Origin of the sequence: Micromonospora noduli (assembly GCF_003264475.1) — a bacterium.
In the GTDB taxonomy this organism is placed as follows: domain Bacteria; phylum Actinomycetota; class Actinomycetes; order Mycobacteriales; family Micromonosporaceae; genus Micromonospora; species Micromonospora noduli.
This window is the reverse complement of the sequence record NZ_PYAC01000033.1, coordinates 222,425-247,393: the sequence shown is the minus strand read 5'-3', so window position 1 is coordinate 247,393 and position 24,969 is coordinate 222,425. Positions and strand designations below refer to the sequence as shown.

Sequence of the window (24,969 nt, the reverse complement as noted above, 5' to 3'; positions counted from 1 at the left end):
CGGACAGGGCACTGCAAGACACCTATCGAACAACGAAAATAAACGACTTTCAGGCCGCAAGAAATGGACGGTCGTCGAGTTGAGGTGTCGCGCGTCGCCCGCCCCGACCAGCTCACGCCCGGCGTAGGCTGATCCGCGTGGATCAAGAAGACCGGATTGCCCTCTTCCTCGACTACGAGAACCTCGCGTTGGGCGCGCGCGACCATCGCGGCGGCGCGGCCTTCGACTTCCGGCCCATCGCCGACGCGCTGGCCGAACGAGGTCGGGTGGTGGTCCGCCGGGCGTACGCCGACTGGTCCTACTTCGACGAGGACCGCCGCATGCTCACCCGCTCCCACGTCGAGCTGATCGAGATTCCACAGCGGATGGGCGCGTCCCGTAAGAATGCCGCGGACATCAAGATGGCAGTCGACGCGATCGAGTTGGCGTTCGAACGCGACTACATCTCCACCTTCGTGATCTGTAGTGGTGACAGCGACTTCACCCCGCTGGTGCACAAGCTGCGCGAGCTGAACAAGCGGGTCATCGGCGTCGGGGTCGAGGGGTCCACCTCGGGGCTGCTTCCCCCGGCGTGCGACGAGTTCCTGTACTACGACCGCTTGGAGGGCGTGGACATCCCGCCGGCCCGTGGCCGGCGCGCTCGTCCCACCACCCGGCAGGCCGGCGCGGAGCAACGCCCACCCGAGCCGGAGCGGGAGCACGAGCCGGAGGTGGACCGTCGGCCGGCGGGGGAGGAGCCCGGCCGCGACGTGGACGCCCTCGCCGTGCTCGTCGCCCAGTCGGTCGCCGGGTTGCAGGGCAGTGCCAACGGTGAGGTCACCGCCTCCCGGCTCAAGCGCACCCTGCTGCGCAAGGACCCCACCTTCAGCGAGTCCGACTACGGCTTCCGTACCTTCGGCGAACTGCTGCGCCACCTCGCCGAGCGCAACGTGATCGAGCTGGGCGAGGGGCCGGCGAAGGGTGACCCCGAGGTCTCGCTGCCCGAGCACGGCGACCGCGAGGTGGCGTTCGGCCTACTCCGGGGCGTCGTGGCGGACCTTGGTAGTGGCGGGAACCCGGTGGCGTTGTCCGGGTTGAAGAACCAGGTACGCCGGGCCCGCCCCGACTTCAGCGAAAAGAAGCTCGGCTACCGCAGCTTCCTGCAGTTCTGCAAGGCCGCCGCCACCGCAGGCGTACTGGACCTGCGCTGGAGCCCCGAAGCCGACGACTACCTCCTGACAACCCAAACCTGACCCCCAACCCTTCTCGTGTTGATCAAGAGGTTTGCGTCACCGGGAACGCGATTCGTGACGCGAACCTCTTGATCAACATCGGCTGGGGGTTGGAGTTGCGGGGAGGGTGCAGAGTGGGGCGGGGTTCCTGATTCGCAAGTCAGGAGCGGGAGAACCGCCCGTTATGGTTTCGAACCGTCAACGGTTGGCCCGAAATGCGCCTGGATTGTCGCCCTTGCCCCGGTCCGGGCATACCTGCGCCGTACCCTCGGCGCGGGAATTGCTATACGGTCGGCGAATGAAGGTGGAGGAGCACTGGTGGAACGGAGACACGACCCCGCGCGGGCGCCGGGACGTGTACATCCGTACTGACGGGCAGGGTTGGGAGGTCCGCGCCCAGATCGGTGGGGCGTCGGGTCGTGAGCGGGTGCAGCAGTGCCCAAGCCGGGCCTCGGCGGCCATCCTCGCCGACGCCTGGCGCGGCACCCACCCATCCTGGCGCGAGCTAAAGCAGCGCTGATCCGGCACCGGGCCGGGTCGGCAACGCTCCCGGGCTCCAGCCCGGCGCGCCCGCCGACCGGCCCGGCGCTCGGTACGTTGGTCCGCCGAAAGCGCTCAGCGGTACAGCCGCCGACTACCTCCAACGCACAGGTCACCGCCCTCTGAAGCATGACGGAAGCAACGTCTGCCAGAGGCGCCAATGCCGAATCCAGTCGCGGGCAGTCGTCGCGTGCTTGGCACTCGAGGCAGCCGCCAGTTCGCCACGGCCTCTCAAGAGCCCGACTCCAGTGCGTACCCAGCACCCGTTCGGCCGTATCTGACCAAGGGATCGTGGCTCCCTCCGTGTCTCCGCCCTCAGGTCGGGTACACGTGGGTCTGCCTGTCGCGCCCGATGGAGGTCCCCATGTCGCACGGTCCCGACGAGGAGAACCCCAGGATCGACGATGAGGCCCGGGAGGCCGAGCGTCGGCTCGCCAACCTGCCCAAGACGTCGGACGACGCGCTCACCGACGACGACGCCCGCGCGCCGGACGACGCTCGCTCCGAGAAGAACGCCGACTGAGGCTACCGAAATCATGATCGACTCGGTTTCCGTGAAATTGCGGTGTTGGAGGCGGTCCAACCCCCCGCTTTCACGGAAACCGAGTCGATCAAAGTGCTGGCCAACCATGCCGCTGCCATCGGGGCCTGTCCGGCCGGACGCCGGGCGGGCCCCGATGGCGGGGGTCAGCGCTTCAGCGTGAAGGTGAAGTCCCCGGAGAGCTTGCCGCTCAACCGGAACGCCGAAACGATCTTCCCCTCCGCGATCAGTCGGTCGACCTCGCCCCGCGACACACCGCAACCCTCTGCGATCAGTCGGGTCGGCCGGACCGGGATCCGTGCCGCGTTGCGGACCGCGACGTCGATCACGTCGAGGTCCAGGTGATCAGATCCACCGGTGTCGAGACGCCAGGCGTCGGTCCAGTCCAGGGCGAATCGGTTTTGGTGCTGGACGGCCGGATCCTGAAGCAGTTCAGCGGTCAGGCCGGGGTCGTTGGCATGGAGCCGGTCCAGCAGTTCGGGTGGGATGGAGCGCACCGTCATCCGTTCCAGGACGGTGAGCTTGGCCGTCTCCCCGCAAGCGGTGCAGAGCGCGAGCAGCCAGACGTCGAGGAGCTTGTGGTTGGCGTTGACCCGGAACTTGCCGCTCGCCCGGAGGCGTTGGGACGCGCACGCGTGGCAACGGCGGCGAACGATGGGCAGGCAGGTGGGCACGACGGCCCAATTTTTGAGCACAGAAGTACACCGGTCTCAGTGAGAAGTCCGCAGCAAAAAGGAGCGCGGCGCAACTGCGCGACGCGCGACAGATCAGCTCTCGGGAGGTCTCACAGGGTGTACAACGGCACGTCCTTGCCTAGACGACCTGGTTGCGCAGCACGGTAACGGCGCACGGCGGCGCCGCTCCACTGGTTTTCGCGTACGCGTCAGGAGCCCGGGTGGCGGGAGGTGTCGAGCGGTCGGGGGTCCGCCCCGGTCAGGCGGTCGGGACCGGCAGGACCACGCCCTCGGCCGCCGACCGGTGGGCCAGCTCGATCAACTCGACAGTGTGGACGGAGTCCCGGGGGTCCACCGGCATCGGCGTGCCGTCGCGCAGCGCAGCCGCCACCTGGGCGTAGAAGCTCTGGTACGCGCCGGGTTCGGTCGGCACCGGCCGCAGGTCACCGTCGACGCCGAGCAGGCCGTAGCGGTCCGACGGGACCTCGCCCCAGCCCGGCTGGTCCGGTCGGCCACCGTCGTGCAGCGCCGCCTCCTGCACGTCCAGCCCATAGCTGGTGTAGCCGGCCCGATCGCCCAACACCCGCAGGCGTGGCCCGAGTTGAGCGGTCACCGCACCCATCCACAGGTGCGAGTGGACCCCGTTGGCGTGGGTCAACGCCACGAAGGCGTCGTCGTCGACGGCCGCCCCCGCGCGGCGACGGTCCACCTCCGCGTAGACCCGGTCGACACTGCCGAACAGCTGCACCGCCTGGTCGACGAGGTGGGCGCCGAGGTCGAAGAGGGCGCCGCCGGCCTCCTCCGGACCGGCGAGCTCCCGCCAGCCCGGCTTGATCGTCGGACGGAACCGCTCGAACCGGGACTCGAAGCGCAGCACCTGCCCCAACTCGCCCTGCTCGACCAGGCGGCGGACGGTCAGGAAGTCGCCGTCCCAGCGCCGGTTCTGAAAGACCGTCAGCGGCACCCCACGCTCAGTCGCCTCGTCGATCAGCACGCGGCCCTCCGCGGTGGTCGGGGAGAGGGGCTTGTCGACGACGACCGGCAGGCCGGCGGCGAGCGCCGCGCGCGCCATCGGCACGTGCTGCCGGTTCGGCGTCGCCACCACGACCAGGTCCAGGGCGTCCGGGGTACGCCACAGCTCGTCGGCGTCGTCGACCAGGCGGGCGTCCGGGAAGTGCTGTCGGGCCTGCTCGCGTCGCTGCGGATCACGGGTCACGATGGCGTCGAGCCGCAGCCCGGGGGTCGCGGCGATCAGCGGGGCGTGGAACACCCGGCCCGCCAGCCCGTACCCCAGCAGACCAACCCGCAGCGCCTTCGCCATGCCGTGCCCCCGTCTCCCTGGTCCGCGCCCTGACCTGGCGTCGGTACCGCTGAGAAGAATCTACGCCGGGGGCGGTCGGGCCCGATCCCGGCCCGGCGCCGGTCAGGTCACCGGGTCGGCGCGCAGGTAGGTGAGGACCGCGAGCACCCGACGGTTGGTGTCGTCGCTGGGTGGCAGGTCGAGCTTGAGCAGGATGTTGCCGACGTGCTTGCCGACCGCCGCCTCGCTGACGTGCAGCCGGCCGGCGATCGACGCGTTGGACCGCCCCTCGGCGAGCAGCGCCAACACCTCGCGTTCCCGGGCGGACAGTGCGGCGAGCGGGTCGCGGGGGCGGTGCAGAAGTTGTCGGACCACGTCCGGGTCGATGGCGGTGCCGCCCCCGGCGACCCGGCGCAGCGTGTCGACGAACTCGGTGACCTCGGCGACCCGGTCCTTGAGCAGGTAGCCGACGCGTTGACCGTCGCCGCTGTCCAGCAGCGCCGCCGCGTACCCGGTCTGCACGTACTGGCTGAGCACCACGACCGGGAGGTCAGGTCGCTCGGTGCGCAGCGTGACGGCCGCGCGCAGCCCGTCGTCGCGGCGGCCCGGCGGCATCCGGATGTCGGTCAGCACCAGGTCCGGTTGGTGGTCGCGGGCCGCCGCCAGCAGGTCCGGTGCGGAGCCGACGGCCGCGCACACCGTGAAGTCGAAGCGGGTCAGCAGCGCGACCAGACCCTCCCGCAGCAGCACCTCGTCCTCGGCGAGCACCACCCGGGTCACCGACGACATGGCAGCTCCACCCGGACCACTGTAGGCCCGCCGGGCGGGCTGGACAGCAGCAGCCGGCCGTCCACGGCGGCGACCCGGTCGGCGAGCCCGGTCAGGCCGGTGCCCCGGGCCGGGTCGGCGCCGCCGTGACCGTCGTCGGTCACCTCGACGACGAGGTCACCGCCTGCGCGGGTGAGGCGTACGTCGGCGCGGGTCGCCTGGGCGTGCCGGGCCACGTTGCCCAGCGCCTCGGAGACCACGAAGTAGGCGGTGGTCTCCACGATCTCCGGCAGTTCGTCGTGCAGGTCGGCGTGCACGGCGACCGGGATGGTGGCGGCGTCGGCCAGCTCGCGTACGGCGCCGGCCAGGCCGAGGTCGGTGAGGCTCTGCGGGCGGATGCCGTGCACCAACTGCCGCAGCATCACCATCAGGCCCCGGGCCTGGTCGTGCGCCACGGCGAGTGGTCGGGAGGCGGGGGAGTCCTCGGGTACGTCCAGCCGGGCCAGCCCCAGCTGGAGGGTGAGGCTGGTGAGCCGGGGCTGTGCGCCGTCGTGCAGGTCGCGCTCGATGCGACGGCGTTCGGCCTCGTACGCGCCGACCAGTCGGGTGCGGGAACGGGTGACCTCGCGCAGCGCCGCCGCGTCCACCGGGTGGGCCAGCAACCACCGGGCCACGGCTGCCTGGACGGCGGCGAGCAGACCGATGGCGTACCAGAGCACCGGGATCAGCAGCACCCCGACGATCGCGTACGGAATGGCTTCGCCGGTGCTGTCGATCGGCTGCCAGATCACCACCGGCTGGTTGGCGTCGCCGGCCAGCCAGGGGCTGGAGATCATTCCGAGGTCGAGCAGTACCAGCACCAGGAACACCCAGTACGCGACCGGCGTGAACCCGCCCAGCCAGAACAGGTACGCCACCTCCCGCCAGGTCGCGGCGCTGCGGTAGCGGGCGACCAGTCCCGGCCACGGCGACGAGGCCAGCGGACGACCGTCGACGAGCCCGACCCGCCACCGCTCGACGACGGCCACCGGGAAGCTCACGAGCGGGGCCAACGCCAACAGGGTGAGGCTGCCGGTCGCCAGGAACAGCATCAGCGCGATGCTCGGCGGTCGGCCGTGCTGTCGGAGCCCGTTGGCGGCGGCCAGCAGGGGGGCGCCGATGACGAGCAGCCCGACGCCGAGCACGCCGGCGATCGGCACGGTGGTCACCAGGTAGGCCAGCGCGCGCCAGGGCCACGCGGAGATCAGCCAGCGGCGGCGGCGTAGCGCCTCGGCCAGGTGCGAACTGTGTTCCGTGGTCATGCAGCAGACGCTAATCGGGAGCGAATGGGTGCCCCAGCCGTCCAGATCCACTCTTCGGGGTATGCCCAGCACTACCGGCGAACGGGTGTGCGGGGTCCGGAAACGGGAAGAACGCGCCGTCGCGCGGCCCGCGTGACCTGTGCCGGCGACGGCTGGAGAGACATGGGTGCCAGAACCTTCGTGGTGGTCGGCGGGACCAGCGGTCTCGGCCTCGCGGTGGCCCGACTGCTCGTCGACGAGCATCAGGTCGTGGTGTTCGGCGACGTGCCGGCCGAGGTCGCCGCCGCGACCGGCGAGCTGGGTTGCGACGGCGTCGTCTGCGACGTCTCCTCCTACGAGCAGGTCCGCGACGGGCTCGCCGAGGTGGTCGAGCGCTACGGCACTATCGACGGGGTGGCGGCCTGCGCCTCCATGTGGGCGGGCGGCGACCTGGGGGACCTGTCGGTGGAACACATTCGCCGGGCCGTGGAGGTCAACGTTCTGGGCATCACGTACCTGCTGCGGGAGGCGGTGCGGCACCTGCACCGACAGGGCCACGGCAACGTCGTCTACATCGGCGCGCTGGCGCTGGCGGCGCCCCGGCCCGGCATCCCCGTCTACCGGGCCACCAAGAGCTACGGCAACAGCCTGGTCGATTCGCTGGCCGAGGCCCAGCACAGCAACCGGGTCAAGGTGATGCAGCTGCATCCCGGGCCGATGCCGACGCGGCTACAGGAACGGGTGGGTGCCGAGTTCCTGGACAAGGTGTACGCCATGCCCGAACAGGTCGCCACCGAGGTCGTCCGGTTGCTGCTGCTCGAACCCGACGACCTCTACGTCTCGGGTGAGCGCGTGTTGCGCGCGGACGGGCGGTGGTGACGGCCGCAGCCGGACCCGCCGACCGTCCGGCCTCGGCCTGGGCGCCGCTGCGTACGGCGGTCTACCGCAACCTGTGGCTGGCCCTGCTCGCCGCCAACATCGGCACCTGGATGCAGACCGTCGGCGCGCAGTGGCTGCTGATCAACCACTCCAACGCCTCCACCCTTGTCGCGTTGGTGCAGACCGCCAGTCTGCTGCCGGTCCTGCTGCTGGCGTTGCCCGCCGGGGTGCTGGCCGACAGCTTCGACCGCCGGCACCTGTTGATCGCCGTGCAGCTGTTCCTGGTGGCGGTGGCGGTGGCGTTGACCCTGCTCACCCTGGCCGGCCGGATGCCGCCGGCGCTGCTGCTGACCCTCACCTTCGCGTTCGGGGTCGGACAGGCGCTGACCCTGCCGGCCTGGGCGGCGGTGATTCCGGAGCTTGTGCCGCAGGACCAACTGCGGTCGGCGTCCGCGCTCGGTTCGATAAGCGTGAACGTCGCGAGGGCGCTCGGGCCCGCGGTGGCCGGCGTGCTGATCGCCCGTACCGGCGTCGCCCCGGTCTTCGGCATCAACGCGGTCGCATTCGCGATCTTCGCGTACGCGCTGTGGCGCTGGCGGCCCGGTAACGCCCGCGCGGTCGACGTGCCCGAGCGGTTCACCGCCGCGCTGCGGGCCGGTAGCCGCTACGTACGCCACTCGCCGACCGTCCGCCGGCTGTTGCGCCGGGCGCTGGTCTTCGTGGTCCCGGCCAGCGCGCTCTGGGCGCTGCTGCCGTTGGTGGCGAGTCGGCGGCTGGGGCTGGGCTCCGGCGGGTACGGGGTGCTGCTGGCCGCCCTCGGCGTGGGCGCCATCGCGGGTGGCGTGCTGCTGGCCGTGATCCGCACGCGACTGTCGGCGAACCAGTTGCTGCTGATCGCCGGGGCGCTGTTCACAGTGGCGCTGACAGTGGTCGGCACCGTGCGGGCGGTGCCGCTGGTACTGCTCGCCCTGCTGCCCGCCGGGATGGCCTGGGTGACGGTGCTGGCCAACGTCAACGCCGAGATGCAGCTCTTCCTGCCCAGCTGGGTACGAGCCCGGGGCCTGGCCGTCTACCAGGTGTGCTTCGCCGGTGGGCAGGCGGTCGGCGCGCTGCTCTGGGGGTTGGTGGCCGACATGGCCGGGCTGGTCCTCGCGTACCTGGCGGCGGCGGCGCTGATGCTGGTCGGCACCGTGACGAGTCGGATCTGGCCGCTGCCGGACCTGCGGTCGGTGGACCGGGAACCGGCGGCCTACTGGCCGCAGCTGCACCTGGCGCACGAGCCGGACCCGGGGGTGGGGCCGGTGCTGGTGACGGTGCAGTACACCGTCCGGCCGGAGCGGACCCAACGGTTCCTGGCGGCGATGGACCTGGTGCGTGGCGCGCGGCAGCGGACCGGCGCGATGCGCTGGGGGCTGTTCCGCCCGGCCGAGACGGCGGACCGGTTCGTCGAGGTGTATCTGGTGCCGTCCTGGGACGAGCACCTGCGCCAGCACGGTGGCCGGTTGACCGGTGAGGACCGCGCGGCCGAGCAACGGGCCCGGGAGCTGACCGACGGGGAGCCGGAGGTCCGACACCTGGTGCCCGCCGCCGCCGGTCCGACGCTGTCCGACGACCGCGAGGCGCTCTGACGGCGTACGGGGCGAGCGAGAGCAGGCCGGCGCGGTCGTACGGCGTACGGCCTCGTTGTTAGGATGGCCGCACCATGGCGAGTGAGCGCAAGGCGACCGCGGACCCGGCCCGCAGCCTGGCCCTTCTCTGGCGCACCCGCGAGCCGACCAGCCGCAGCGCCGGTCCAGCGCTCAGCGTCGACCGGATCGTCCGGGTCGCGATGGACATCGCCGACGCCGAGGGGCTCGACGCGCTGACCATGCGCCGGGTCGGTGAGGCGCTGGGGGTCGGCACGATGTCGGTCTACACCTACGTGCCGGGCAAGGCCGAACTCGTCGCCGTCATGATCGACACTGCGTACGGCGAGATGCCGCGCCCTGTCGTCGAGGGCGACTGGCGGACCAGGCTGGAACGGATCGCCCGCGACAATCTGGCGCTCTACCAACGGCATCCGTGGATGCTGCGGGCCGAGACGACCCGACCGGTGCTCGGTCCGCACCTGATGGCCAAGTACGACTACGAGCTCGGCGCGATCGTCGACATCGGGCTCACCGACGTCGAGGTCGACGCGGTGCTCACCCTCGTGCTGGGTCACGTGAAGAGCGCCGCCCGGGCCGCCTCCGAGGTGGTCGACCTGGAGCGCGAGACCGGCATGACCGACGGTCAGTGGTGGCAGTCGCACGCGCCCTGGCTGGAGACCTTCCTGAAGCCCGGCGCCTACCCGACCGCGTCCCGGGTCGGCACCGCCGCCGGCCAGCAGCACGGCGCCGCGTACGGCCCGGAGTACGCGTTCGAGTTCGGTCTGCAACGCGTCCTCGACGGGATCTCGGTGGTGGTCGCCGAGCGGGCGGCCAACCGATAGCGGGCCCGCTTCGGGGACGGCGACGCTAGCGCGGTGCCGCCCGTCGAGCCAGCCGGGCCAGCGAGCGCGCCGACGGGCTGCCCGGCTCGGCGTGATAGACGACCAGCGACTGGGTGGTGCCGCTGATCGCGAGCTTCTCGTAGCGCAGCGCCAACTCGCCCAGCTCCGGGTGCTGGAACACCCGCACCCCGCCGCCCGCGCGGGCCGTGACGTCGTGACGGGCCCACAAACGCCGAAACCGCTCGCTGCCGGCCGTCAGCTCCTCCACCAGCTCGATGAGGCGGGGGTCGTCCACCTCGGGGCCGACCTGTGCGCGCAGGCCGGCCACCGCGTTGGCCGCGACCCCCGTCAGAGCCGGGTAGAGCGCCGGCACGCTCTGGTCGAGGAAGACCGCGCGCAGCAGGTTCACCCCAGCGGTGAAGATCGGCGCCAGCGCGGTCGCGGCGGGGTTGGCGAAGAGCACGTCCAGGTGTCGACCGTGCACGAAGGCCGGCGTCTCGGCCCACGAACCGACCAACTGCCGGATGCCCACCGGCACCCGCTCCGAGGGTCGCGCCGTCCGCCGGGCCGGCACCGGCCGGGCCAGGCCGTGCAGGTGCGCCGCGGCGTCCGCGTCCAGCCTCAGCGCGCGGGCCAGCGCCTCGACCACCTGCGTCGACGGGTGCCGGTCACGCCCCTGCTCCAACCGCAGGTAGTAGTCGGCGCTGATGCCGGCGAGCAGGGCCGCCTCCTCGCGCCGCAGGCCGGGCACCCGCCGACGGCCGTGCGCGGGCAGGCCGACGTCACCCGGCCCGATCAGCTCGCGCCGGGCACGCAGGTATTCGCCCAGCGGGCCGGCCGTGCTCACCCGCCCATCGTAGGAGCCGCCACCGACCGCCCAGCCTGGTCCTGCCACTACCAGGAAAAGCAGGGAACCGGCTAACGCCTGCCACCGGGGTGACAGTGTCGGAGTAAGGGTGATCGAGAGACGGGACAGCAATGACAGAGCGCATCACGACCCCCTTCGGTTTCGCCTCGACCGCCGACGAGGTCATCGCCGGGGTGGACCTGAGCGGCAAGCGGGCCATCATCACCGGCGGCGCCGCCGGTATCGGCATCGAGACGGCCCGTTCGCTCGCCGCTGCCGGCGCCGAGGTCGTGCTCGGGGTCCGCCGGGTCGCGGCGGGTGAGCAGGCCGCCGCCGACATCGCGGCCAGCATCGGCGCGGAGCGGGTCACCGTCCGCGCGCTGGACCTGGCCGACCAGACCTCGGTACGCCAGTTCGTCGCCGGCTGGGACCAGCCGCTGCACATCCTCGTCAACAACGCGGGCATCATGGCGCTGCCCGAGCTGGAGCGCACCGCCGAGGGCTGGGAGATGCAGTTCGCCACCAACTTCATGGGGCACTTCGCGTTGACCGTCGGCCTGCACAACGCCCTCGCCGCAGCCGACGGTGCCCGGGTGGTGTCGGTCAGCTCCAGCGGCAACCTCTTCTCCCCGGTGATCTTCGATGACCTGCACTTCGCGTTCCGGCCCTACGACCCGCTGCTGGCCTACGGTCAGTCCAAGAGCGCCGAGGCCCTGCTCGCCGTGGAAGCCACCCGCCGCTGGGCCGACGAGGGGATCTACTCCAACGCGCTGAACCCGGGCGCGATCGCCACCGGGTTGCAGAAGCACACCGGTGGGCTCAAGTCGCCCAAGGAGATGCACAAGACCCCGCAACAGGGTGCGGCGACCTCGGTGCTGCTCGCGGCCTCCCCGTTGCTGGACGGCATTGGCGGCCGCTACTTCGAGGACTGCGCCGAGGCCCCGGTCGTCACCGATCGGCCCGCCGACTACAGCGGCGTGGCCGCGTACGCGGTCGACCCGGGCAACGCCGAGCGGCTCTGGGCCGTGGCATCCGACCTGATCTCCTAGCGCGGCGTCACCGGCTGCCGCCGACCACGACGGCCCGGCTCGGCGGAACCGACCCGGGCCCGGCGGTCCGGGTGGTACGACTGGGGCGGCGGTGGCAGCTGCGGGCCGGGGAAGGATGGCGATGGCGGGCGGGCTTCCGGGACGGCTGCTGCTCCGGCGGGAGAACCCGGGCAAGGCGTCGTTCCTGGAACTCTTCTTCGACCTGGCGTTCATCTTCGCGCTGACCCGGTTGTCCCGGGCGCTGCTCGACGACCCCAGCTTCAACGGTGGTTTCCAGACGCTGCTGATGCTGGCGGCGCTCTGGTGGGTGTGGTTCGTGACCGCCTGGTCGGCGGACTGGTTCGACCCCCGGGCTCCGCTGATCGTCACCCTGCTGCTCTGGACGATGTTCGGCGGCCTGCTGATGGCCGCGGCCGTACCCACCGTGTTCGACGGACACGCCATGGTGTTCGCCGTCGCCTACGTGGCCATCCACCTGGGTCGGGCGGCGATCCTGATCCCCGCCCTGCGGGGGCACCCGCTACAGGTGCGGAGCCTGCGGGTTGCGGTCTGGTTCGCGATCTCCGGTGTGCTCTGGGTGGTCGGGGCGGCCGTCACCCCGGCCCGGGAGGTGCTCTGGGCGCTCGCCCTCGTCATGGAGTACTCCCTGGCGCGGCTGCGCTGGCCGTTCCCGTGGCTCGGACGCAGCACCTGGCCGGAACTTCAGGTGAACGGAACACACCTCTCCGAGCGGTACCAACAGATCTTCATCATCGCCCTGGGTGAGCTGATCCTGATCGCCGGCGTCACCTACAGCGGGTCCGGCCTGGACCGGGACAGCACTGTGGCCTTCGCCCTGGCGTTCGTGACGGCGGTGGCCCTCGCCCGGCTCTACCTGGTGCCCGCCGGCAGCCGGCTGGGCGCGAGAATCGAGGCGGAGGGCCCGCCCGGCAGCAAGTTGACGCTGATGGCGGGCTACCTGCACCTCGTCATGATCGCTGGTGTGCTGGCCACCTCGGTGGCCATGGAGATGACGATCGACCATCCGGGAGAATACGAAACGGGGCAGACGACAGTGGGCGTCATCGGCCCCGCGTTGTTCCTGAGCGCCCGGATCCTGCTCGCGGCGGTGGTCGACGGCAGCTGGCCCTGGGCGCGTCTGGTCGGTGTGCCGGCGATCATCGTGGGCGGGCTGGCGACAGTGCGGTCTCCGCAACTGGTCAACAGCGCCGTCGTCGCCGGGGTACTGCTGCTGATCGTCCTGTTCGACGCGATGCCGGCACTGCGGCGGTCCGTGCACGAGCCCGGGGAGAGCGACGCACCCCACAAGCGGCGACACGGATAGCGCCCCGATGCCTGAGGGAAGACAGCGGCACGGCGACCAACCGCGACGACACGACGTGGTGGAGTTGCGGGTGCACGGCGTGTCCGGGGCGGACCCGACGGTCATCCTCGACCAGCCGCAGGTCCGGCAGGTCGCCGGCGACGGCAGCGGGGGCTTCCACCGTGCCACCCGGTCGGACGACATCGGCCCGGACGAGCTGACGCTGGAGGCGTACCGCTGGGGTGACCTGCCCTCGGGCACCGTCGGACGGACCCTCGCCATGGTCTTCCTGCTGCCGTTCATGCTCGCCAACGTGGCCGTGTGGATGCGCCCCACCGGCCGCCGCCGCGCCGTCGCGGTCAGCGTGCTGTGTCGGCTCCTCGCGCTCAACCTCACAGTGCTGTACGTGGTGTCCATCGCCGGAGTGGCCCTCGACCTGCTCGCCTGGCGGTGTCTCGGTGCGGCCCGCTGCCGCCCGCCCTTCGACACCATGGCCGGGCTCGACGGTCGGAACGTCGGGCAGCGGCTGGCCGTGCTGGCGCTCCTGCCGATCGCCGCCATAGCGGTCCTGCGCCTCCTCGGAACCCGTCGGTCCGGCCCGGCCGACAACCCACTGTGGGCCGTGGAGCCGCTGGTGCACCGGTTGCGCGCGATCCACGTGGCCGCCGCGCTCGCCGTACTCAATGTCGTGCTGCTCACGGCCCGTCGCGCCAGCGGCGCGACGTTCTCCACGACGCTGCTGCTGGCGCTCAGCGCGGCGGTGTTGCTGGCCTGCGTCGGTCTGCTCGCCGCTCCGGGGATGATCGACCGGGCGGCGACCGCCCGAACGGCGACCTGGACCGCCCGCACGGCGGGCACGGTGTCTGCCGTCCTGAGCGTGGCGACCCTCGTCACCGTGGCGAGCGACCGGCGCGACTGGTCGTCGGCGGCCGAACTTCCCGGCTACGGCGGGATCGCCGGCGCGGCTCTGTTGGGCCAGATGACGTCGCTGGTGCTGCTCAGCGTGGTGGTGCTGTGGCAGCGCGGTCGGGTGGGCGGCCGGTCCGCGCTGCCGGGTGGCCTGGGCGCGGCGGTCCTCGCCGCCCTCGCGGTCGGCCTGGCTGGCGCGCTCTCCGCCGGCCTCGTCTACCAGATGGGGGATTTGCTCGGCGGCTACCGCGGTGATGGTGGGCCACCGTTGCCGTACCGCTGGACGCTGCTGGCCTTCTTCCTGCACGTGGTCGCGGCGGTGCTGCTGTGCGGCGCGTTGACCGTCGTGTCGCGGCGGCGCCGGCTGCGTGCGGCTGCGGCGATCACCGCTCGTGACTTCCCGGTCGTGCCAGCGGAGGCGGTCGGCAGGTTACGGCTGACGACGAAGACCATCGCCCGGGCGCGGTTCACCGAGTGGTTGGGTCCGCTGGCCGCCACGTACGCGGCGCTCGCGGTGGTCGGACTGGCCACGAGTCTGGTGGGGCGTAGCGGGCGCGAACCGGAGGACCTGACCCGGCAACTGCTCGGGCTGCCGGCCGGAGCCGTCCAGATGGGGCTCAGCGGGGGTAGCTACCTTGTCGCCGCGTTGCTGCTCACGCTGGTGACCGGTGGCGTGTTCGCCTATCGGACCGCGTGGTTTCGCCGACACGTCGGCATCCTGTGGGACCTGGGCACCTTCTGGCCCCGGGCCGCGCACCCGTTCGCCCCGCCGAGCTACGCCGACCGCGCGGTGCCGGAACTGGCCGACCGGATCAGCCAACTGGCCGAGCGGCACGTCGGGGTTCTGCTCTGTGGGCACAGCCACGGGTCCGCGCTGCTCGCTCTCGCGGTGCTGCGGCTGCCCCCGCGCGTACGTCGACGGGTCGCGCTGCTCACCTACGGGTCACCGCTGGACCGCCTGTACGCCCGGCTCTTTCCGGCCTACCTCAACGAGGAGGTGCTGCGTGACGTGGGGGAGCGGGTCGAGTGGCGGTGGCTCAACCTCTGGCGGGACACCGACCCGGTCGGCGGCTGGGTCTTCGCCGCACACCGCCCCGGCGATCCATCACCGGACCCGACCGATCCGGCGGGCCAGGTCGACCGGCGGTTGCGGGACCCACCGGACCTGCTGCCGGCGCCGGGGGAGCGGTCAGCGCCGCCGCTGCGGGGGCACCATCCGGGCGAGACCGACCCCGAGTTCCGGGCGGCGGTGCGCGAACTCGCCGAACGCCTCCGCGGTGCCGGCTGAGCCGGCCGATCGTGGGGCGGGCGGTGCGGGGACACCACCGCGGTCAACGGTCCATCTCGGGAATCCGGTCCGACTCTGCCACCGTCGCTCGGACCTTGCGCAGCGTGGCGTCGGGGGCACGGATCGCGGCGCGCCAGCGGTCCAGCGTCCGGGTGAGCACCCGGACCACGAACTGCAACTGGTTGACCTGTTCGCGGAGCGTGCCCAGCTCGGACCGGGCGCTGAACGCCTCGCCCTCCAACTGGGTGATCCGCGTCTGCAACGGCTGCACGAGCGTGAGGGCGGCCTCGGTGAGCGTGTCGGCGGCATCGGCCTTGAACTTGCCCCGCTGCACCACGACGGTGGCGATAGCGGCGAGGCCGGTGCCTCCGCCGAGGATGCCGAGCACGCTGAGCGTCACCTGCACCCAGTGCGGTGCAGCCGGTGCGGGTGCGGTGATCACGTAACACCTGCCTGCAACTGTTCGTAGGTCACAAATTCGCACGCTCGGGCCAGGCGACGAAGGTCGATGGCGATCTGCGCGGCCCGCCAGAGCGACCCGACCGTCACCGCCATCACGAACGACGCCGCGACGATGGAAGATCGGCCCGACATGACCAGCACGGCTACCGCGTACATGCCGGTGATCGTGCCGAGCACCAGCACCGACGCGAGTTCGAGGCCGAGCCCGGTGGAGAGCCGGCCGGGCCACAGGATGCCCAGTAGTCCACCGACGCCCACCGCGATCAGACCCAGTTCCCAGGCGACCTGGATGGGCCCCGGCATCGACGTCTGAACGGACGTCGGCCGGACATCGAGGGTCATCATCAGAATGCCGCAGAGCGGTGCCGCGGCCAGCACAGCGATCTCGTACGGCTGGTGGCGGGATCGGATTCGTAGGGTTCCCACGGCAACTCCTTGGTCGAGGACCGGCGTCCGGCAGCGCCCGGTGGACCAGTGCCGTTCGGTGGGTCGCGACGGCGAGCCGCGGTCCGTGCGGCGGAGCCCAGTGGTGCGTTGCCTGTGGACGGTCGTTGGGCGAGAAGATGGAGCGACTCGACGTCGTTGGCTGCCGGTATCTGCCTGTGTATCACCGATGACGGGTTGCCGTCCACCTCGTGCAACGTCGCGTTACCGCAGGTCAAGGCCCATTACTGGCTGGTTTGTGGGCTGTGGGACGGGTGCGGCGCGACGACCCGGCCACACAGCCACCCGGTGACAAGGAGTGTCGGATATCTTGCCCAGGGTGACAGTGGTGGCCGGGTCGCCGATCGATCAACGGGCGAGCAGGGCGCGCAGCGCCCGGAGCACCTCGGCCGGGGCCTCCTCCGCCATGAAGTGTCCGCAGGTGACCGTCTGGTGGTCCAGGTCGGGTGCCCAGGCCCGCCACACCGCCGCCGCGTCGTAGCCCAGCGCCGCGCCCCAGTCCTGCTGGAGCACAGTCACCGGCATCCGCAGTTGGTTGCCGGCCGCCCGGTCAGCGGCGTCGTGGGCCACGTCGATCCCGGCGGACGCCCGATAGTCGGCGACGATCGAGGGAACGGCGTCGCGGGACGCGCGCAGGTACGCGGCCCGCACCTCCGCCGGCAGGGCCTCCGGATCACGGGTCCAGACGTCCAGGAAGTGACCGAAGAAGGCGTCCGGGCTGCCGGCGATCAGCTCCTCGGGCAGGCCGGGCGGCTGCGCCATCAGGTAGAGGTGAAACGCCACCGCGGCGCTGGCGCCGTGCAGCACGTCCCACATGTCCAGGGTGGGTAGCACGTCGAGCAGGGCCAGCTGACTGACCGCCGCCGGATGGTCGAGGCCGGCGCGGAACGCGACCAGGGCGCCCCGGTCGTGCCCGGCCAACGCGAACCGATCGTGACCGAGCGCGCCGGCCAGCGCCACGATGTCGGCGGCCATGGTGCGCTTGGCGTACCCGGTGCCGTCGGTGTCGAGGGGCTTGTCGCTGTCGCCGTAGCCGCGCAGGTCGGGGCAGATGACCGTGTGGTCGGCGGCCAGATCGGCGGCGACGTGCCGCCACATGAGGTGGGTCTGCGGAAAGCCGTGCAACAGCACGATCGCCGGCCCGGAACCGCCCACGGCGGCGTTGAGCGTCACCCCGTCGGCGACGGTGACGCGTCGGTAGTCGAATCCGTTGATCTTCGGGTCCACGGGGGAACCTTCCTGGTGAGCAGTGCCGGCGAGGGCGGAGGCCCGTCGCCGTCGTACCTCACCGAGCCTGTCCGGCGGTGATCAGCAGCCGGTCAGCGTCGGATCAGTGCCGGCCGGGCCACGGGCCTAGATTGGTGCCATGACCAGGCAGCTGACGGCGCCCGTCGCGGTGACCTTCGGCGTACTCGGGCCGGTGATCGCCGCGACCGAGCGCGGCCCGGTCCCCCTGCGGGGGCACCGGCAGCGCCTGGTGCTCGGCCGGCTGTTGATCGCCCACGGTCGGGTGGTGCCGGTGGATCGTCTCGTCGACGACCTGTGGGAGGTCGCACCGGACGGCGCGGTGGGCGCGATCCGGACCTTCGTCGCCGACCTGCGCCGGGCCCTGGAGCCCGACAGACCACCCCGGCAGCCGCCCCGGATCCTGGTCACCGAGCCGCCCGGGTACGCGCTGAAGGCCGCCCCGGACGCTGTCGACGCCGGACAGTTCGAGGCGGCCGTCGCCGAGGCGGGCCGGCTGCTGGCGGCCGGGCGTCCCGCGCCGGCCCTGACCGCGCTGGAGTCGGCGCTCGGGCTCTGGCGCGGGCCCGCGTACGCCGACTGCGCCAACGAGTCCTGGGCCTTCGCGGAGATCAACCGGCTGGACGAGCTGCGGATGCTCGCCGTCGAGCGGCGGGCAGAGGCGCTCCTGGCGGTGGGCCGACCGGACGAGGCGGCCGCGGACCTACCGGCACACCTGGCCAGCCATCCGCTGCGCGAGGACGCCTGGCGACTGCTCGCGACGGCCCGGTACCGCGCCGGCCGGCAGGGCGACGCGCTGGCCGCGCTGCGGGAAGCCCGCCACGTCCTGGTGACCGAGCTGGGCGTGGACCCGGGGCCCGAGCTGCGACGGCTGGAAGCCGACATCCTGGCCCAGGCGCCGCACCTCGCCCCGGCCGTCGACCGGGCCGTCACCACCGGCCTCGGGGAACCCGTTCGACAAGTCCAGGCGGAGCAGCGCCCGTTCGTGGGCCGCGACGCGGAGCTGGAACTGCTGCGGCGCGCCGCCGAGGCCGCGTCCCGCCGCCGCCAGCCCACGCTCGCCCTGCTCAGCGGCGACCCGGGCGCCGGCAAGACGGCACTGGCCGAGGCCCTGACCCGGCGACTGGCCGCCGAGGGCTGGACCACGGCGTGGGGACGCAGCCCGGAGTACGAGGGCGCTCCGCCAGCGTGGCCGTGGACCCAGATCACCGACGCGCTCGCCGGGCCGGCCGCCCCCGTCGTCGCCCCCGCCGCCGCCGACTCGGAAGACGGCTCGGCTGACGGCTCGGCTGACCCCGCCACCGTGCGGTTCCGTCGACACCGCGCGGTGGCCTCGCTGATCTCGGCGGTCGCCGACCGGGAGCCGGTCCTGCTGGTCCTCGACGACCTGCACCGCGCCGACGGTGACACCCTGGACCTGCTGACCGCACTGCTCACCGGCCCGCAGCCGGCCGGCGGGCCGGTGCTGATCCTCGGCACCTACCGGGCCACCGAGATCAGCCCGGAGCTGACCGCCACCCTGGCCCGCGCCGCCGGGCTGGAGCCGGTCCGGGAGTATCTTGCCGGGCTGCCCGCGTCGGCGACCGGCGAGCTGGCCGGCGCCATCGTCGGGTCGGAACTGGACCAGTCCACCGCCCGGTCGATCCATCAGCGCAGCGGCGGTAACCCGTTCTTCGTCCGCGAACTGGCCCAGCTGTACGCGAGCACGGGGCAGGCGGGGTTGGCCGCCGTACCGCCTGGGGTACGCGACGTGATCCGGCACCGGTTGGCGCAGCTGCCGACCTCGACCCGTACCGTGCTGCGGCAGGCGGCCGTGCTCGGCCGGGACCTCGACCCGGACGTGCTGGGCGTGTTGGCCGGTGACCCGACGACAGCGCTGGACGCCGTGGACCGCGCCCTGGCGGCCGGGTTCCTCACCGAACGGGAGTCCGACGGGCGGCTGCGCTTCACCCACATCCTGGTCCGCGACACGCTCTACGCCGACCTGTCCGCGCCGCGCCGCGCCGCCTGGCACGCGGCCGTCGCCGAGGTGCTGCGACAGCGGGAACCCGTCGAGCCGGCTGCCCTCGCGTACCACCTGCTGCGCGCCGGCGGGCCGGTCCACGCCGCCGAGGCGTCGACGTACGCCCGGGTGGCGGCCGAGCGGGCCGAATGGGGCGGCAACCCCCACGAGGCGGCCCGCCTGTGGGGCCAGGCGATCGACGCGTACGGCCGCGCCGGCGGGGTCGAGCCGCGTGGGCGGGTGACCGCGCTGCTCGGCCTGGGGCGGGCGCTGGCCGTGACGGGCCGGCTGGCCGAGGCGCGGCTACGGCGTGCCGAGGCGATCACCGTCGCCGAGTCCACCGGAGACCCCCTGCTGATCCAGGAGGCCCTGGCTGGCTTCGACGTGCCCGCCAGTTGGACGCGCAACGACGACGACCTGCTCTCCGGGCACATCGTCCGAGCCGCCGAACACGCCCTGACCGCGCTCGGCCCGATCGGCTCGGCGCAGCGCAGTCGGCTGCTGAGCACCCTCGCGTTGGAGCTGCGCGGCACCACCACCGATCGTGGCCGCCGCGCCGCCGTCGAGGCCGAGACGACCGCCCGCGACATCGGCGACCCCGGGCTGTTGGCCTTCGCGCTCAACGCCCGCTTCATGCACGCCTTCCACCGCGTCGGTCTTGCCGACACGCGGGCCCGGATCGGCGTGGAACTGGTCGAGTTGGCCGCCCGGCACCACCTGGTGACCTTCGAGGTGCTCGGCCACCTCGTCCTGGTCCAGGCCAACTGCGCGCTGGCCGACCCGCCCGCCGCCGACGCGCACGCCCGCGCCGCCGACCGCCTCGCCGAACGGTACGAGCTGCCGTTGGTCGGTGTCTTCACCCGGTGGTACGCCGCACTGCGCCTGGCCCTTGACGGCGAGTCGGACGCGGCGGCGCAGGCGTACCGCTCGGCGACCGACCGGGTGAGCGCCGACAGCATGCCGGGGCTGACCCAGGGGTTGCTCCCGCTGGCCCTGCTCGGCCTGCGGTTGGCCGACACCATCGGCGCCGACCGGCCGACCATCGGGCTCGGCGCTGCCGACCGGCCGACCACGGGGCTCGGCGCTGCCGACTGGGCGGACCTGGACTGGGGGCCGCACGAACCGTGGGTCCGGCCGTTGCTGCTGCTCGCCGCCGACGACCGGGACGCCGCCGCGGCCGCCCTGCGGGCGCTTCCCGAGGGGCCGCACGATCTGCTGCGTGAGGTGCGGCTCTGCCTCGTCGGTCGGGCGGCGCGCGCCCTCGACGACCGGGCCACGATGACGCGGGTCCACGCCGAGCTGCTGCCGGCCGTCGACGAGCTGGCCGCCGGCAGTGGGGTGCTCACCGTCGGCCCGGTGGCCGGGCACCTCGCCGACCTGGCCGCCGCGATGGGCCGGCACGAGGAGGCGGCCGAACACCGTCGTACGGCCCGTGCGGTGACAGCGCGCGCCCGCGCCACCGCCTGACCCTCGCCCGCGGGCACCGCGACTTGCCGGTTTCCGCCGGAACCCACCGGCCGGTGCGGTCAGATGGAACCACCGGCGCGTCCACCGCCGGCCGTGGTCCGAGGGGGTGTACGCGTGGAGGCGCTCATCCTGATCGTGGTGCTCGGCGTCACCGTCCTCGTCGGCACCACCCTCGGCGGTCGGTACCGGGTCGCCCCGCCGGTCCTGCTCATCGCGTTGGGCGTGCTGCTCGGGCTCACGCCGCCGCTGTCCGAGGTCACCCTGGAACCCGACCTGGTCCTGCTGATCTTCCTGCCGGCGATCCTGTATCGGGAGAGCCTCACCATCAGCCTGCGGGAGATCCGGGCCAACCTGCCGGTGATCGGGTTGCTCGCCGTGGTGCTGGTGGTGCTCACCATGGTCACTGTGTCGTTCGCCGCGCAGGCGTTCGGGGTGAACCCCGCTGCCGCCTGGGTGCTCGGCGCGGTCCTCGCGCCGACCGACGCCGCCGCGGTCACCGGCCTGGCCAAGCGGTTGCCCCGTAAGCTGCTCACCACCCTGCACGCGGAGAGCCTGATCAACGACGGCACCGCGCTGGTGGTCTTCGCGGTGGCAGTGGGTCTGCTCAGCCACAGCGCCAGGCCGGGCGTGCTGGGCATCGGTGAGGAGTTCGTCGGCGCCAGCGTCGGGGGCGTGGTCGCCGGTCTGCTGGTGGGGGCCGCCGTGGTGCTGATCCGCAAGCGGCTCGACGATCCGCTGCGCGAGGGCGCGCTCAGCGTGCTGACCCCGTTCGGCGCCTTCCTGCTCGCCGACGCGGTGCACGCCAGCGGTGTGCTGGCGGTGGTGGTCGCCGGCCTGGTGCTGGCCTACGCCGGCCCACGGGTGATCCGCGCCCGGTCCCGGGTGCTGGCGTACGCGTTCTGGGACCTCTCCACGTTTCTGATCAACGGCGGGTTGTTCGTCCTGCTCGGCACGCAGATTCCCCGCTCGGTGCGGAGCATCACCAGCACCTCGCCCGAGCGGGCGCTGCTGATCGTGCTGGTGGTCACCCTGGTCGTGATCGGCACCCGCCTGCTCTTCGTCTACCTGACCGCGCAGTCGGCGCGGCTGCGGCGCCGGCGGATAATGGACCCGAGCCAGGGGCCGTCCGCCTGGCGGGTGGGGACCGTCGCGGGCTGGTCCGGTTTCCGGGGCGCGGTCTCGCTGGCCGCCGCCCTGGCCGTCCCGACGGTGATGGTCGACGGTCAACCGGTGGTCGAACGGGATCTGATCATCTTCGTCACCGCGCTGGTGATCGTGCTGATCATGCTGCTTCAGGGCACCACCCTGCCGTTGGTCGTGCGCTGGGCCGGGCTGAGCGGCGACCCGGAACGCGTCGACGAGGCCCGCAACGCCCGGCGGCGGGCCACCGAGGTGGGCCTGGCCGCTCTTCCCCAGGTCGCCGCGGAGATCGGTGCCCAGAATGAATCGGTGCGTCGGCTGGAAGCCGAGTACCGGCGGCATCTGGAGGACCTCGACGAGAGCGGTGGGAACACCGCCGAGGAGCGCCGCCTGGAACGCCGACTGCGCCTCGGCGTTCTCGCCCACAAGAGGCGGGAGGTCACCCGGCTGCGCGACAACCGGGAGATCGACGATCTGGTGCTCCAGGAACTTCAGTCCGCGCTGGACAACGAGGAGATCCGGCTGCTGGGGCGCGGGCCCAACGAGTGACCGTCGGCAACCCGTCGGGCCGCGCGGCTCAGAGCACCTGGTCGAGGAAACGGCGAAGCCGCGGATGCTCGGCCCGCTCGAAGATCGCCTCGGGTGGGCCGGCCTCCAGCACCACGCCCCGGTCCATGAAGGCGACGGTGTCGGCGACCTGCCGGGCGAAGCCCATCTCGTGGGTCACCACCACCATGGTCATGCCGGCGGCGGACAGGTCGGCCATCACCCCGAGGACGCCCTTGACCAACTCCGGGTCGAGCGCCGAGGTGGCCTCGTCGAAGAGCATCACCTCGGGCCGCAGCGCCAGCGCGCGGGCGATCGCCACCCGCTGCTGTTGACCACCGGAGAGCTGCGCCGGCCGGGAGTTCGCCTTGCCGGCCAGCCCCACCAGCTCCAACTGGGCCCGGGCGACGGTCTCCGCCTCGTCCGCACCGAGCTTGCGCAGCCGCCGCAGCGCCAGCGTGACGTTGCGCAGCACGCTCATGTGCGGAAAGAGGTTGAACTGCTGGAACACCATGCCCACCCGCTGCCGCAGCGCGTCCGGGTCGTCGCCCAGCACGCTGCGCCCGTCCAGCAGCACGTCGCCCCGGTCCGGTTCGATCAGCCGGTTGATGGTGCGCAGCAGCGTGGACTTGCCCGACCCGGACGGCCCGATGACGCAGGCCGTCGCGCCTCGCGGCACCGAGAGGTCGACGCCGCGCAGCACCCGGTTCGGTCCGAAGGCGAGGTGCACGTCGCGTACGTCGAGGCTGACCGAGGTCGTCGTGGCGGTGGTCATCGCCGATCTCCTTCCGTCGCGGCGTACGACGCGATGTCGTCGTCCTCTTCGGTCGACGCGGTGGCCGGCCGGCCGTTGCGCAGCCGCCGGTCGATCCAGTTCACGACGTGCGTCAGCGGGACCGTCAACGCCAGGTAGCAGAGCCCCGCCAGCAGCAGCGCCGACTCGTTGCCGGTGGTGGCCGCGTAGTCCTGCCCGATCCGGAACAGCTCCCGCTGGCTGGCCACCAGGCCGAGGAAGTAGACCAGGCTGGAGTCCTTGATCAGTGCGATGAGCTGGTTCACCCAGGCCGGCAGCACCCGCCGGATGCCCTGCGGAATGATCACCAGCCGCATCGCGTCGGCCCAGGAGAAGCCGAGCGCCCGGGCGCCCTCCAACTGGGCGGCCTCCACCGACTGGATGCCCGAGCGGAAGATCTCTCCGATGTACGCGGCGGCGATGAGCGACAGCGCCAGGATGCCCAACGGGTAGGGATCCGGCCCCCAGACCTGCATGCCCAGCGGGGCCAGCCCGACGCCGATCAGCAGGATCGTCGCCGCGGCCGGCAGCCCCCGGAACACGTCGGTGTAGATCCGCGCCGGCCAGCGCAGCCAGCGGCTGCGGGAAATCCCGGCGACGGCCAGCAGCAGGCCCAGCACCGAGCCGAGCAGGGCGGCGGAGACCGCCAGGATGAGCGTGTTGGGCAACCCGACGGTCAGCATCTCGGGCAGCGCCTCGCGCATCGCGTCCCAGTCGAAGAAGGTCTCCCACAGGGTGCTCAACGGATCCATCGGTGGCTCCTCCTCCCGCCCCGCTCGCTCGTCACCGGCTCAGGACGCGATCGACGCGGACGCCGACGGCACGGCCGTAGCGGACGCCGACGGCGCGGTCGACGCGGACGGGGCCTTCACAGTGCCGCTGCCCGGCGTGAAGTCCGCCGGGATCGGCCGGCCCGGGTAGTACTGCGCCTGCAACCGGCTCCAGGTGCCATCGGCGATGACCTCGTCGAGGCCCTTGTTCAGCGCCTCGCGCAGCTTGTCGTTCCCCTTGGCCACGGCGTACGCGGTAGGTGCCGGGCTGAGCTGCTTGGCCGCCACGGTGATCTTGCCGTTGCTGTCGGTGGCCGACTTCTCGCCGATCTCCGCCGGGGCGATCCAGGCGTCGGCGGTTCCCGCCTTGAGCTGGTTGATCGCGCCGTTGTAGTCGGGCACCCGCACCGGGTTGAGCTGCTTGCCGGTGGCGTAGTCGTCCTGGACGGTGCCCTGCACCACCACGACCCGCTTGCCGGCGAGCTGGTCGAAGCCGGTGATCGGCGAGCCGGCCGGGACGTCCAGGCCGAAGTAGCCGAAGTCGTACCCGTTGCCGAAGTCGACGGTCTTCCTGCGGGCCTCGGTGATGGTGATCGAGGAACTGCCCACGTCGAACTTGCGGTTGTTGACCTGGCTGAGCAGCGCGGAGAAGTCGGTGCCGACGAACTCGACAGTGAGACCGAGCTTGCCGGCCACGGCGGTCAGCAGGTCGTTGTCGAAGCCGGTGAACTTGCCGTCCTTGAGGTACACGTTCGGCGGGGCGTCGGTCAGCGTTCCGGCGCGCAGTACGCCCGACTGGGCCAGGCCGTACGGGTTGGCGGTGGCGTCGGACGAGCTGTCGTCGCCGCAGGCGGTGAGGGCGGTGGCGGCCAGGATCGTGGCCGCGCCCAGGGCGGCGGCGCGGGTCAGGGCAGGAAGGAATCGCACGGGTGTCTCCGAAGGGTGGTGTCTCGGCGCGCACGGACGTGCGCCACCGACGGTGCGCCCGATGGGCGTACCGGTGGGAAAGGAGCTCGGGAAGGGGGTGCTAGAGCGCGGTGC

22 protein-coding genes are annotated in these 24,969 nt (G+C 72.3%); 11 read left to right on the top strand and 11 right to left on the bottom strand.

Going from position 1 to position 24,969, the window contains the following annotated elements:
- The first annotated feature begins 137 nt into the window (after nucleotides 1-137).
- From MED15_RS25735 to MED15_RS33635, 3 genes are all read left to right on the top strand, one after another.
- Complete coding sequence (locus MED15_RS25735; RefSeq protein WP_112585445.1) at nucleotides 138-1,232, top strand: PIN domain-containing protein; 1,095 nt, start codon at nucleotides 138-140, stop codon at nucleotides 1,230-1,232.
- Nucleotides 1,233-1,509: 277 nt separating this feature from the next.
- Nucleotides 1,510-1,731, top strand: coding sequence for a hypothetical protein (locus tag MED15_RS25730; protein WP_030335934.1), 222 nt, complete (start codon nucleotides 1,510-1,512; stop codon nucleotides 1,729-1,731).
- 384 nt (nucleotides 1,732-2,115) lie between these two features.
- Entirely contained in the window at nucleotides 2,116-2,274 is a 159-nt protein-coding gene (locus MED15_RS33635) for a hypothetical protein (protein ID WP_167457729.1), read from the top strand.
- A gap of 164 nt (nucleotides 2,275-2,438) precedes the next feature.
- Here the strand turns inward: MED15_RS33635 and MED15_RS25725 are convergent, their stop codons facing one another.
- From MED15_RS25725 to MED15_RS25710, 4 genes are all read right to left on the bottom strand, one after another.
- Nucleotides 2,439-2,987: a DUF1062 domain-containing protein gene (locus MED15_RS25725; RefSeq protein WP_112698200.1), complete on the bottom strand. Its 549-nt coding sequence runs from the start codon at nucleotides 2,985-2,987 to the stop codon at nucleotides 2,439-2,441.
- Nucleotides 2,988-3,225: 238 nt separating this feature from the next.
- A complete protein-coding gene (locus MED15_RS25720) occupies nucleotides 3,226-4,287 on the bottom strand; it encodes a Gfo/Idh/MocA family oxidoreductase (protein ID WP_112737141.1) in 1,062 nt (353 codons plus the stop codon).
- Nucleotides 4,288-4,389: 102 nt separating this feature from the next.
- The gene (locus MED15_RS25715; RefSeq protein ID WP_112585451.1) at nucleotides 4,390-5,055 is read right to left on the bottom strand and encodes a response regulator transcription factor; all 666 of its coding nucleotides are present in this window, start codon (nucleotides 5,053-5,055) and stop codon (nucleotides 4,390-4,392) included.
- Entirely contained in the window at nucleotides 5,043-6,335 is a 1,293-nt protein-coding gene (locus tag MED15_RS25710; protein WP_112585453.1) for a sensor histidine kinase, read from the bottom strand. Before MED15_RS25710 ends, MED15_RS25715 begins: the two co-directional genes overlap by 13 nt.
- Before the next feature lie 162 nt (nucleotides 6,336-6,497).
- On the opposite strand from MED15_RS25710, the gene MED15_RS25705 reads away from it, so the two are divergent.
- The 3 genes from MED15_RS25705 to MED15_RS25695 all read left to right on the top strand — a co-directional run bounded on the left by MED15_RS25705 (nucleotide 6,498) and on the right by MED15_RS25695 (nucleotide 9,663).
- Nucleotides 6,498-7,193, top strand: a complete 696-nt coding sequence (locus MED15_RS25705) for an SDR family NAD(P)-dependent oxidoreductase (protein WP_167457728.1) — start codon at nucleotides 6,498-6,500, stop codon at nucleotides 7,191-7,193.
- Nucleotides 7,190-8,821, top strand: coding sequence for an MFS transporter (locus MED15_RS25700; RefSeq protein WP_341866360.1), 1,632 nt, complete (start codon nucleotides 7,190-7,192; stop codon nucleotides 8,819-8,821). Before MED15_RS25705 ends, MED15_RS25700 begins: the two co-directional genes overlap by 4 nt.
- Nucleotides 8,822-8,895: 74 nt before the next feature.
- Nucleotides 8,896-9,663: a TetR/AcrR family transcriptional regulator gene (locus MED15_RS25695; protein WP_112585459.1), complete on the top strand. Its 768-nt coding sequence runs from the start codon at nucleotides 8,896-8,898 to the stop codon at nucleotides 9,661-9,663.
- A gap of 25 nt (nucleotides 9,664-9,688) precedes the next feature.
- Here the strand turns inward: MED15_RS25695 and MED15_RS25690 are convergent, their stop codons facing one another.
- Nucleotides 9,689-10,510 (bottom strand): helix-turn-helix transcriptional regulator, encoded by an 822-nt coding sequence (locus tag MED15_RS25690; RefSeq protein WP_112698195.1) that lies wholly within the window; start codon nucleotides 10,508-10,510, stop codon nucleotides 9,689-9,691.
- A 131-nt stretch (nucleotides 10,511-10,641) separates the two neighbouring features.
- Between MED15_RS25690 and MED15_RS25685 the strand changes: the two genes are divergently transcribed.
- From MED15_RS25685 to MED15_RS25675, 3 genes are all read left to right on the top strand, one after another.
- Nucleotides 10,642-11,559, top strand: a complete 918-nt coding sequence (locus MED15_RS25685; RefSeq protein WP_112698194.1) for an SDR family NAD(P)-dependent oxidoreductase — start codon at nucleotides 10,642-10,644, stop codon at nucleotides 11,557-11,559.
- 121 nt (nucleotides 11,560-11,680) lie between these two features.
- Nucleotides 11,681-12,883, top strand: coding sequence for a low temperature requirement protein A (locus tag MED15_RS25680; RefSeq protein WP_167457727.1), 1,203 nt, complete (start codon nucleotides 11,681-11,683; stop codon nucleotides 12,881-12,883).
- A 7-nt stretch (nucleotides 12,884-12,890) separates the two neighbouring features.
- Nucleotides 12,891-15,059, top strand: coding sequence for a hypothetical protein (locus tag MED15_RS25675; protein ID WP_112601672.1), 2,169 nt, complete (start codon nucleotides 12,891-12,893; stop codon nucleotides 15,057-15,059).
- A 43-nt stretch (nucleotides 15,060-15,102) separates the two neighbouring features.
- Here MED15_RS25675 and MED15_RS25670 read toward each other — a convergent pair whose 3' ends face one another.
- The 3 genes from MED15_RS25670 to MED15_RS25660 all read right to left on the bottom strand — a co-directional run bounded on the left by MED15_RS25670 (nucleotide 15,103) and on the right by MED15_RS25660 (nucleotide 17,192).
- Nucleotides 15,103-15,501 (bottom strand): hypothetical protein, encoded by a 399-nt coding sequence (locus tag MED15_RS25670; protein WP_112585469.1) that lies wholly within the window; start codon nucleotides 15,499-15,501, stop codon nucleotides 15,103-15,105.
- Entirely contained in the window at nucleotides 15,498-15,899 is a 402-nt protein-coding gene (locus MED15_RS25665; protein ID WP_244220583.1) for a hypothetical protein, read from the bottom strand. Before MED15_RS25665 ends, MED15_RS25670 begins: the two co-directional genes overlap by 4 nt.
- Nucleotides 15,900-16,313: 414 nt before the next feature.
- Nucleotides 16,314-17,192 carry an alpha/beta fold hydrolase gene (locus MED15_RS25660; protein WP_112698192.1) on the bottom strand — a complete coding sequence of 293 codons (879 nt, stop codon included), beginning with the start codon at nucleotides 17,190-17,192 and terminating at the stop codon, nucleotides 16,314-16,316.
- Between the two features lie 139 nt (nucleotides 17,193-17,331).
- Between MED15_RS25660 and MED15_RS25655 the strand changes: the two genes are divergently transcribed.
- A complete protein-coding gene (locus tag MED15_RS25655; RefSeq protein ID WP_112737139.1) occupies nucleotides 17,332-20,679 on the top strand; it encodes an ATP-binding protein in 3,348 nt (1,115 codons plus the stop codon).
- Between the two features lie 114 nt (nucleotides 20,680-20,793).
- The gene (locus MED15_RS25650; RefSeq protein WP_208646724.1) at nucleotides 20,794-22,368 is read left to right on the top strand and encodes a Na+/H+ antiporter; all 1,575 of its coding nucleotides are present in this window, start codon (nucleotides 20,794-20,796) and stop codon (nucleotides 22,366-22,368) included.
- A 28-nt stretch (nucleotides 22,369-22,396) separates the two neighbouring features.
- Here the strand turns inward: MED15_RS25650 and MED15_RS25645 are convergent, their stop codons facing one another.
- From MED15_RS25645 to MED15_RS25635, 3 genes are read right to left on the bottom strand one after another with little or no spacing between them, the layout of a single operon-like run.
- Nucleotides 22,397-23,140: an amino acid ABC transporter ATP-binding protein gene (locus tag MED15_RS25645; RefSeq protein WP_112585475.1), complete on the bottom strand. Its 744-nt coding sequence runs from the start codon at nucleotides 23,138-23,140 to the stop codon at nucleotides 22,397-22,399.
- On the bottom strand, nucleotides 23,137-23,910 hold the full coding sequence (locus tag MED15_RS25640) for an amino acid ABC transporter permease (RefSeq protein WP_112737137.1): 774 nt from the start codon (nucleotides 23,908-23,910) through the stop codon (nucleotides 23,137-23,139). The genes MED15_RS25645 and MED15_RS25640 overlap by 4 nt, the downstream gene beginning before the upstream one ends.
- A gap of 39 nt (nucleotides 23,911-23,949) precedes the next feature.
- Complete coding sequence (locus MED15_RS25635) at nucleotides 23,950-24,855, bottom strand: ABC transporter substrate-binding protein (RefSeq protein WP_112737135.1); 906 nt, start codon at nucleotides 24,853-24,855, stop codon at nucleotides 23,950-23,952.
- Between the last annotated feature and the right edge of the window lie 114 nt (nucleotides 24,856-24,969).

Excerpts from the sequence above, each read along its gene's own strand:
- MED15_RS33635 (WP_167457729.1), top strand. The coding sequence starts at position 2,116 with ATGTCGCACGGTCCCGACGAGGAGAACCCCAGGATCGACGATGAGGCC.
- MED15_RS25710 (WP_112585453.1), bottom strand. The coding sequence starts at position 6,335 with ATGACCACGGAACACAGTTCGCACCTGGCCGAGGCGCTACGCCGCCGC.
- MED15_RS25705 (WP_167457728.1), top strand. The coding sequence starts at position 6,498 with ATGGGTGCCAGAACCTTCGTGGTGGTCGGCGGGACCAGCGGTCTCGGC.
- MED15_RS25640 (WP_112737137.1), bottom strand. The coding sequence starts at position 23,910 with ATGGATCCGTTGAGCACCCTGTGGGAGACCTTCTTCGACTGGGACGCG.
- MED15_RS25695 (WP_112585459.1), top strand. The coding sequence starts at position 8,896 with ATGGCGAGTGAGCGCAAGGCGACCGCGGACCCGGCCCGCAGCCTGGCC.
- MED15_RS25730 (WP_030335934.1), top strand. The coding sequence starts at position 1,510 with ATGAAGGTGGAGGAGCACTGGTGGAACGGAGACACGACCCCGCGCGGG.
- MED15_RS25685 (WP_112698194.1), top strand. The coding sequence starts at position 10,642 with ATGACAGAGCGCATCACGACCCCCTTCGGTTTCGCCTCGACCGCCGAC.
- MED15_RS25720 (WP_112737141.1), bottom strand. The coding sequence starts at position 4,287 with ATGGCGAAGGCGCTGCGGGTTGGTCTGCTGGGGTACGGGCTGGCGGGC.
- MED15_RS25675 (WP_112601672.1), top strand. The coding sequence starts at position 12,891 with ATGCCTGAGGGAAGACAGCGGCACGGCGACCAACCGCGACGACACGAC.
- MED15_RS25680 (WP_167457727.1), top strand. The coding sequence starts at position 11,681 with ATGGCGGGCGGGCTTCCGGGACGGCTGCTGCTCCGGCGGGAGAACCCG.
- MED15_RS25655 (WP_112737139.1), top strand. The coding sequence starts at position 17,332 with ATGACCAGGCAGCTGACGGCGCCCGTCGCGGTGACCTTCGGCGTACTC.
- MED15_RS25645 (WP_112585475.1), bottom strand. The coding sequence starts at position 23,140 with ATGACCACCGCCACGACGACCTCGGTCAGCCTCGACGTACGCGACGTG.
- MED15_RS25715 (WP_112585451.1), bottom strand. The coding sequence starts at position 5,055 with ATGTCGTCGGTGACCCGGGTGGTGCTCGCCGAGGACGAGGTGCTGCTG.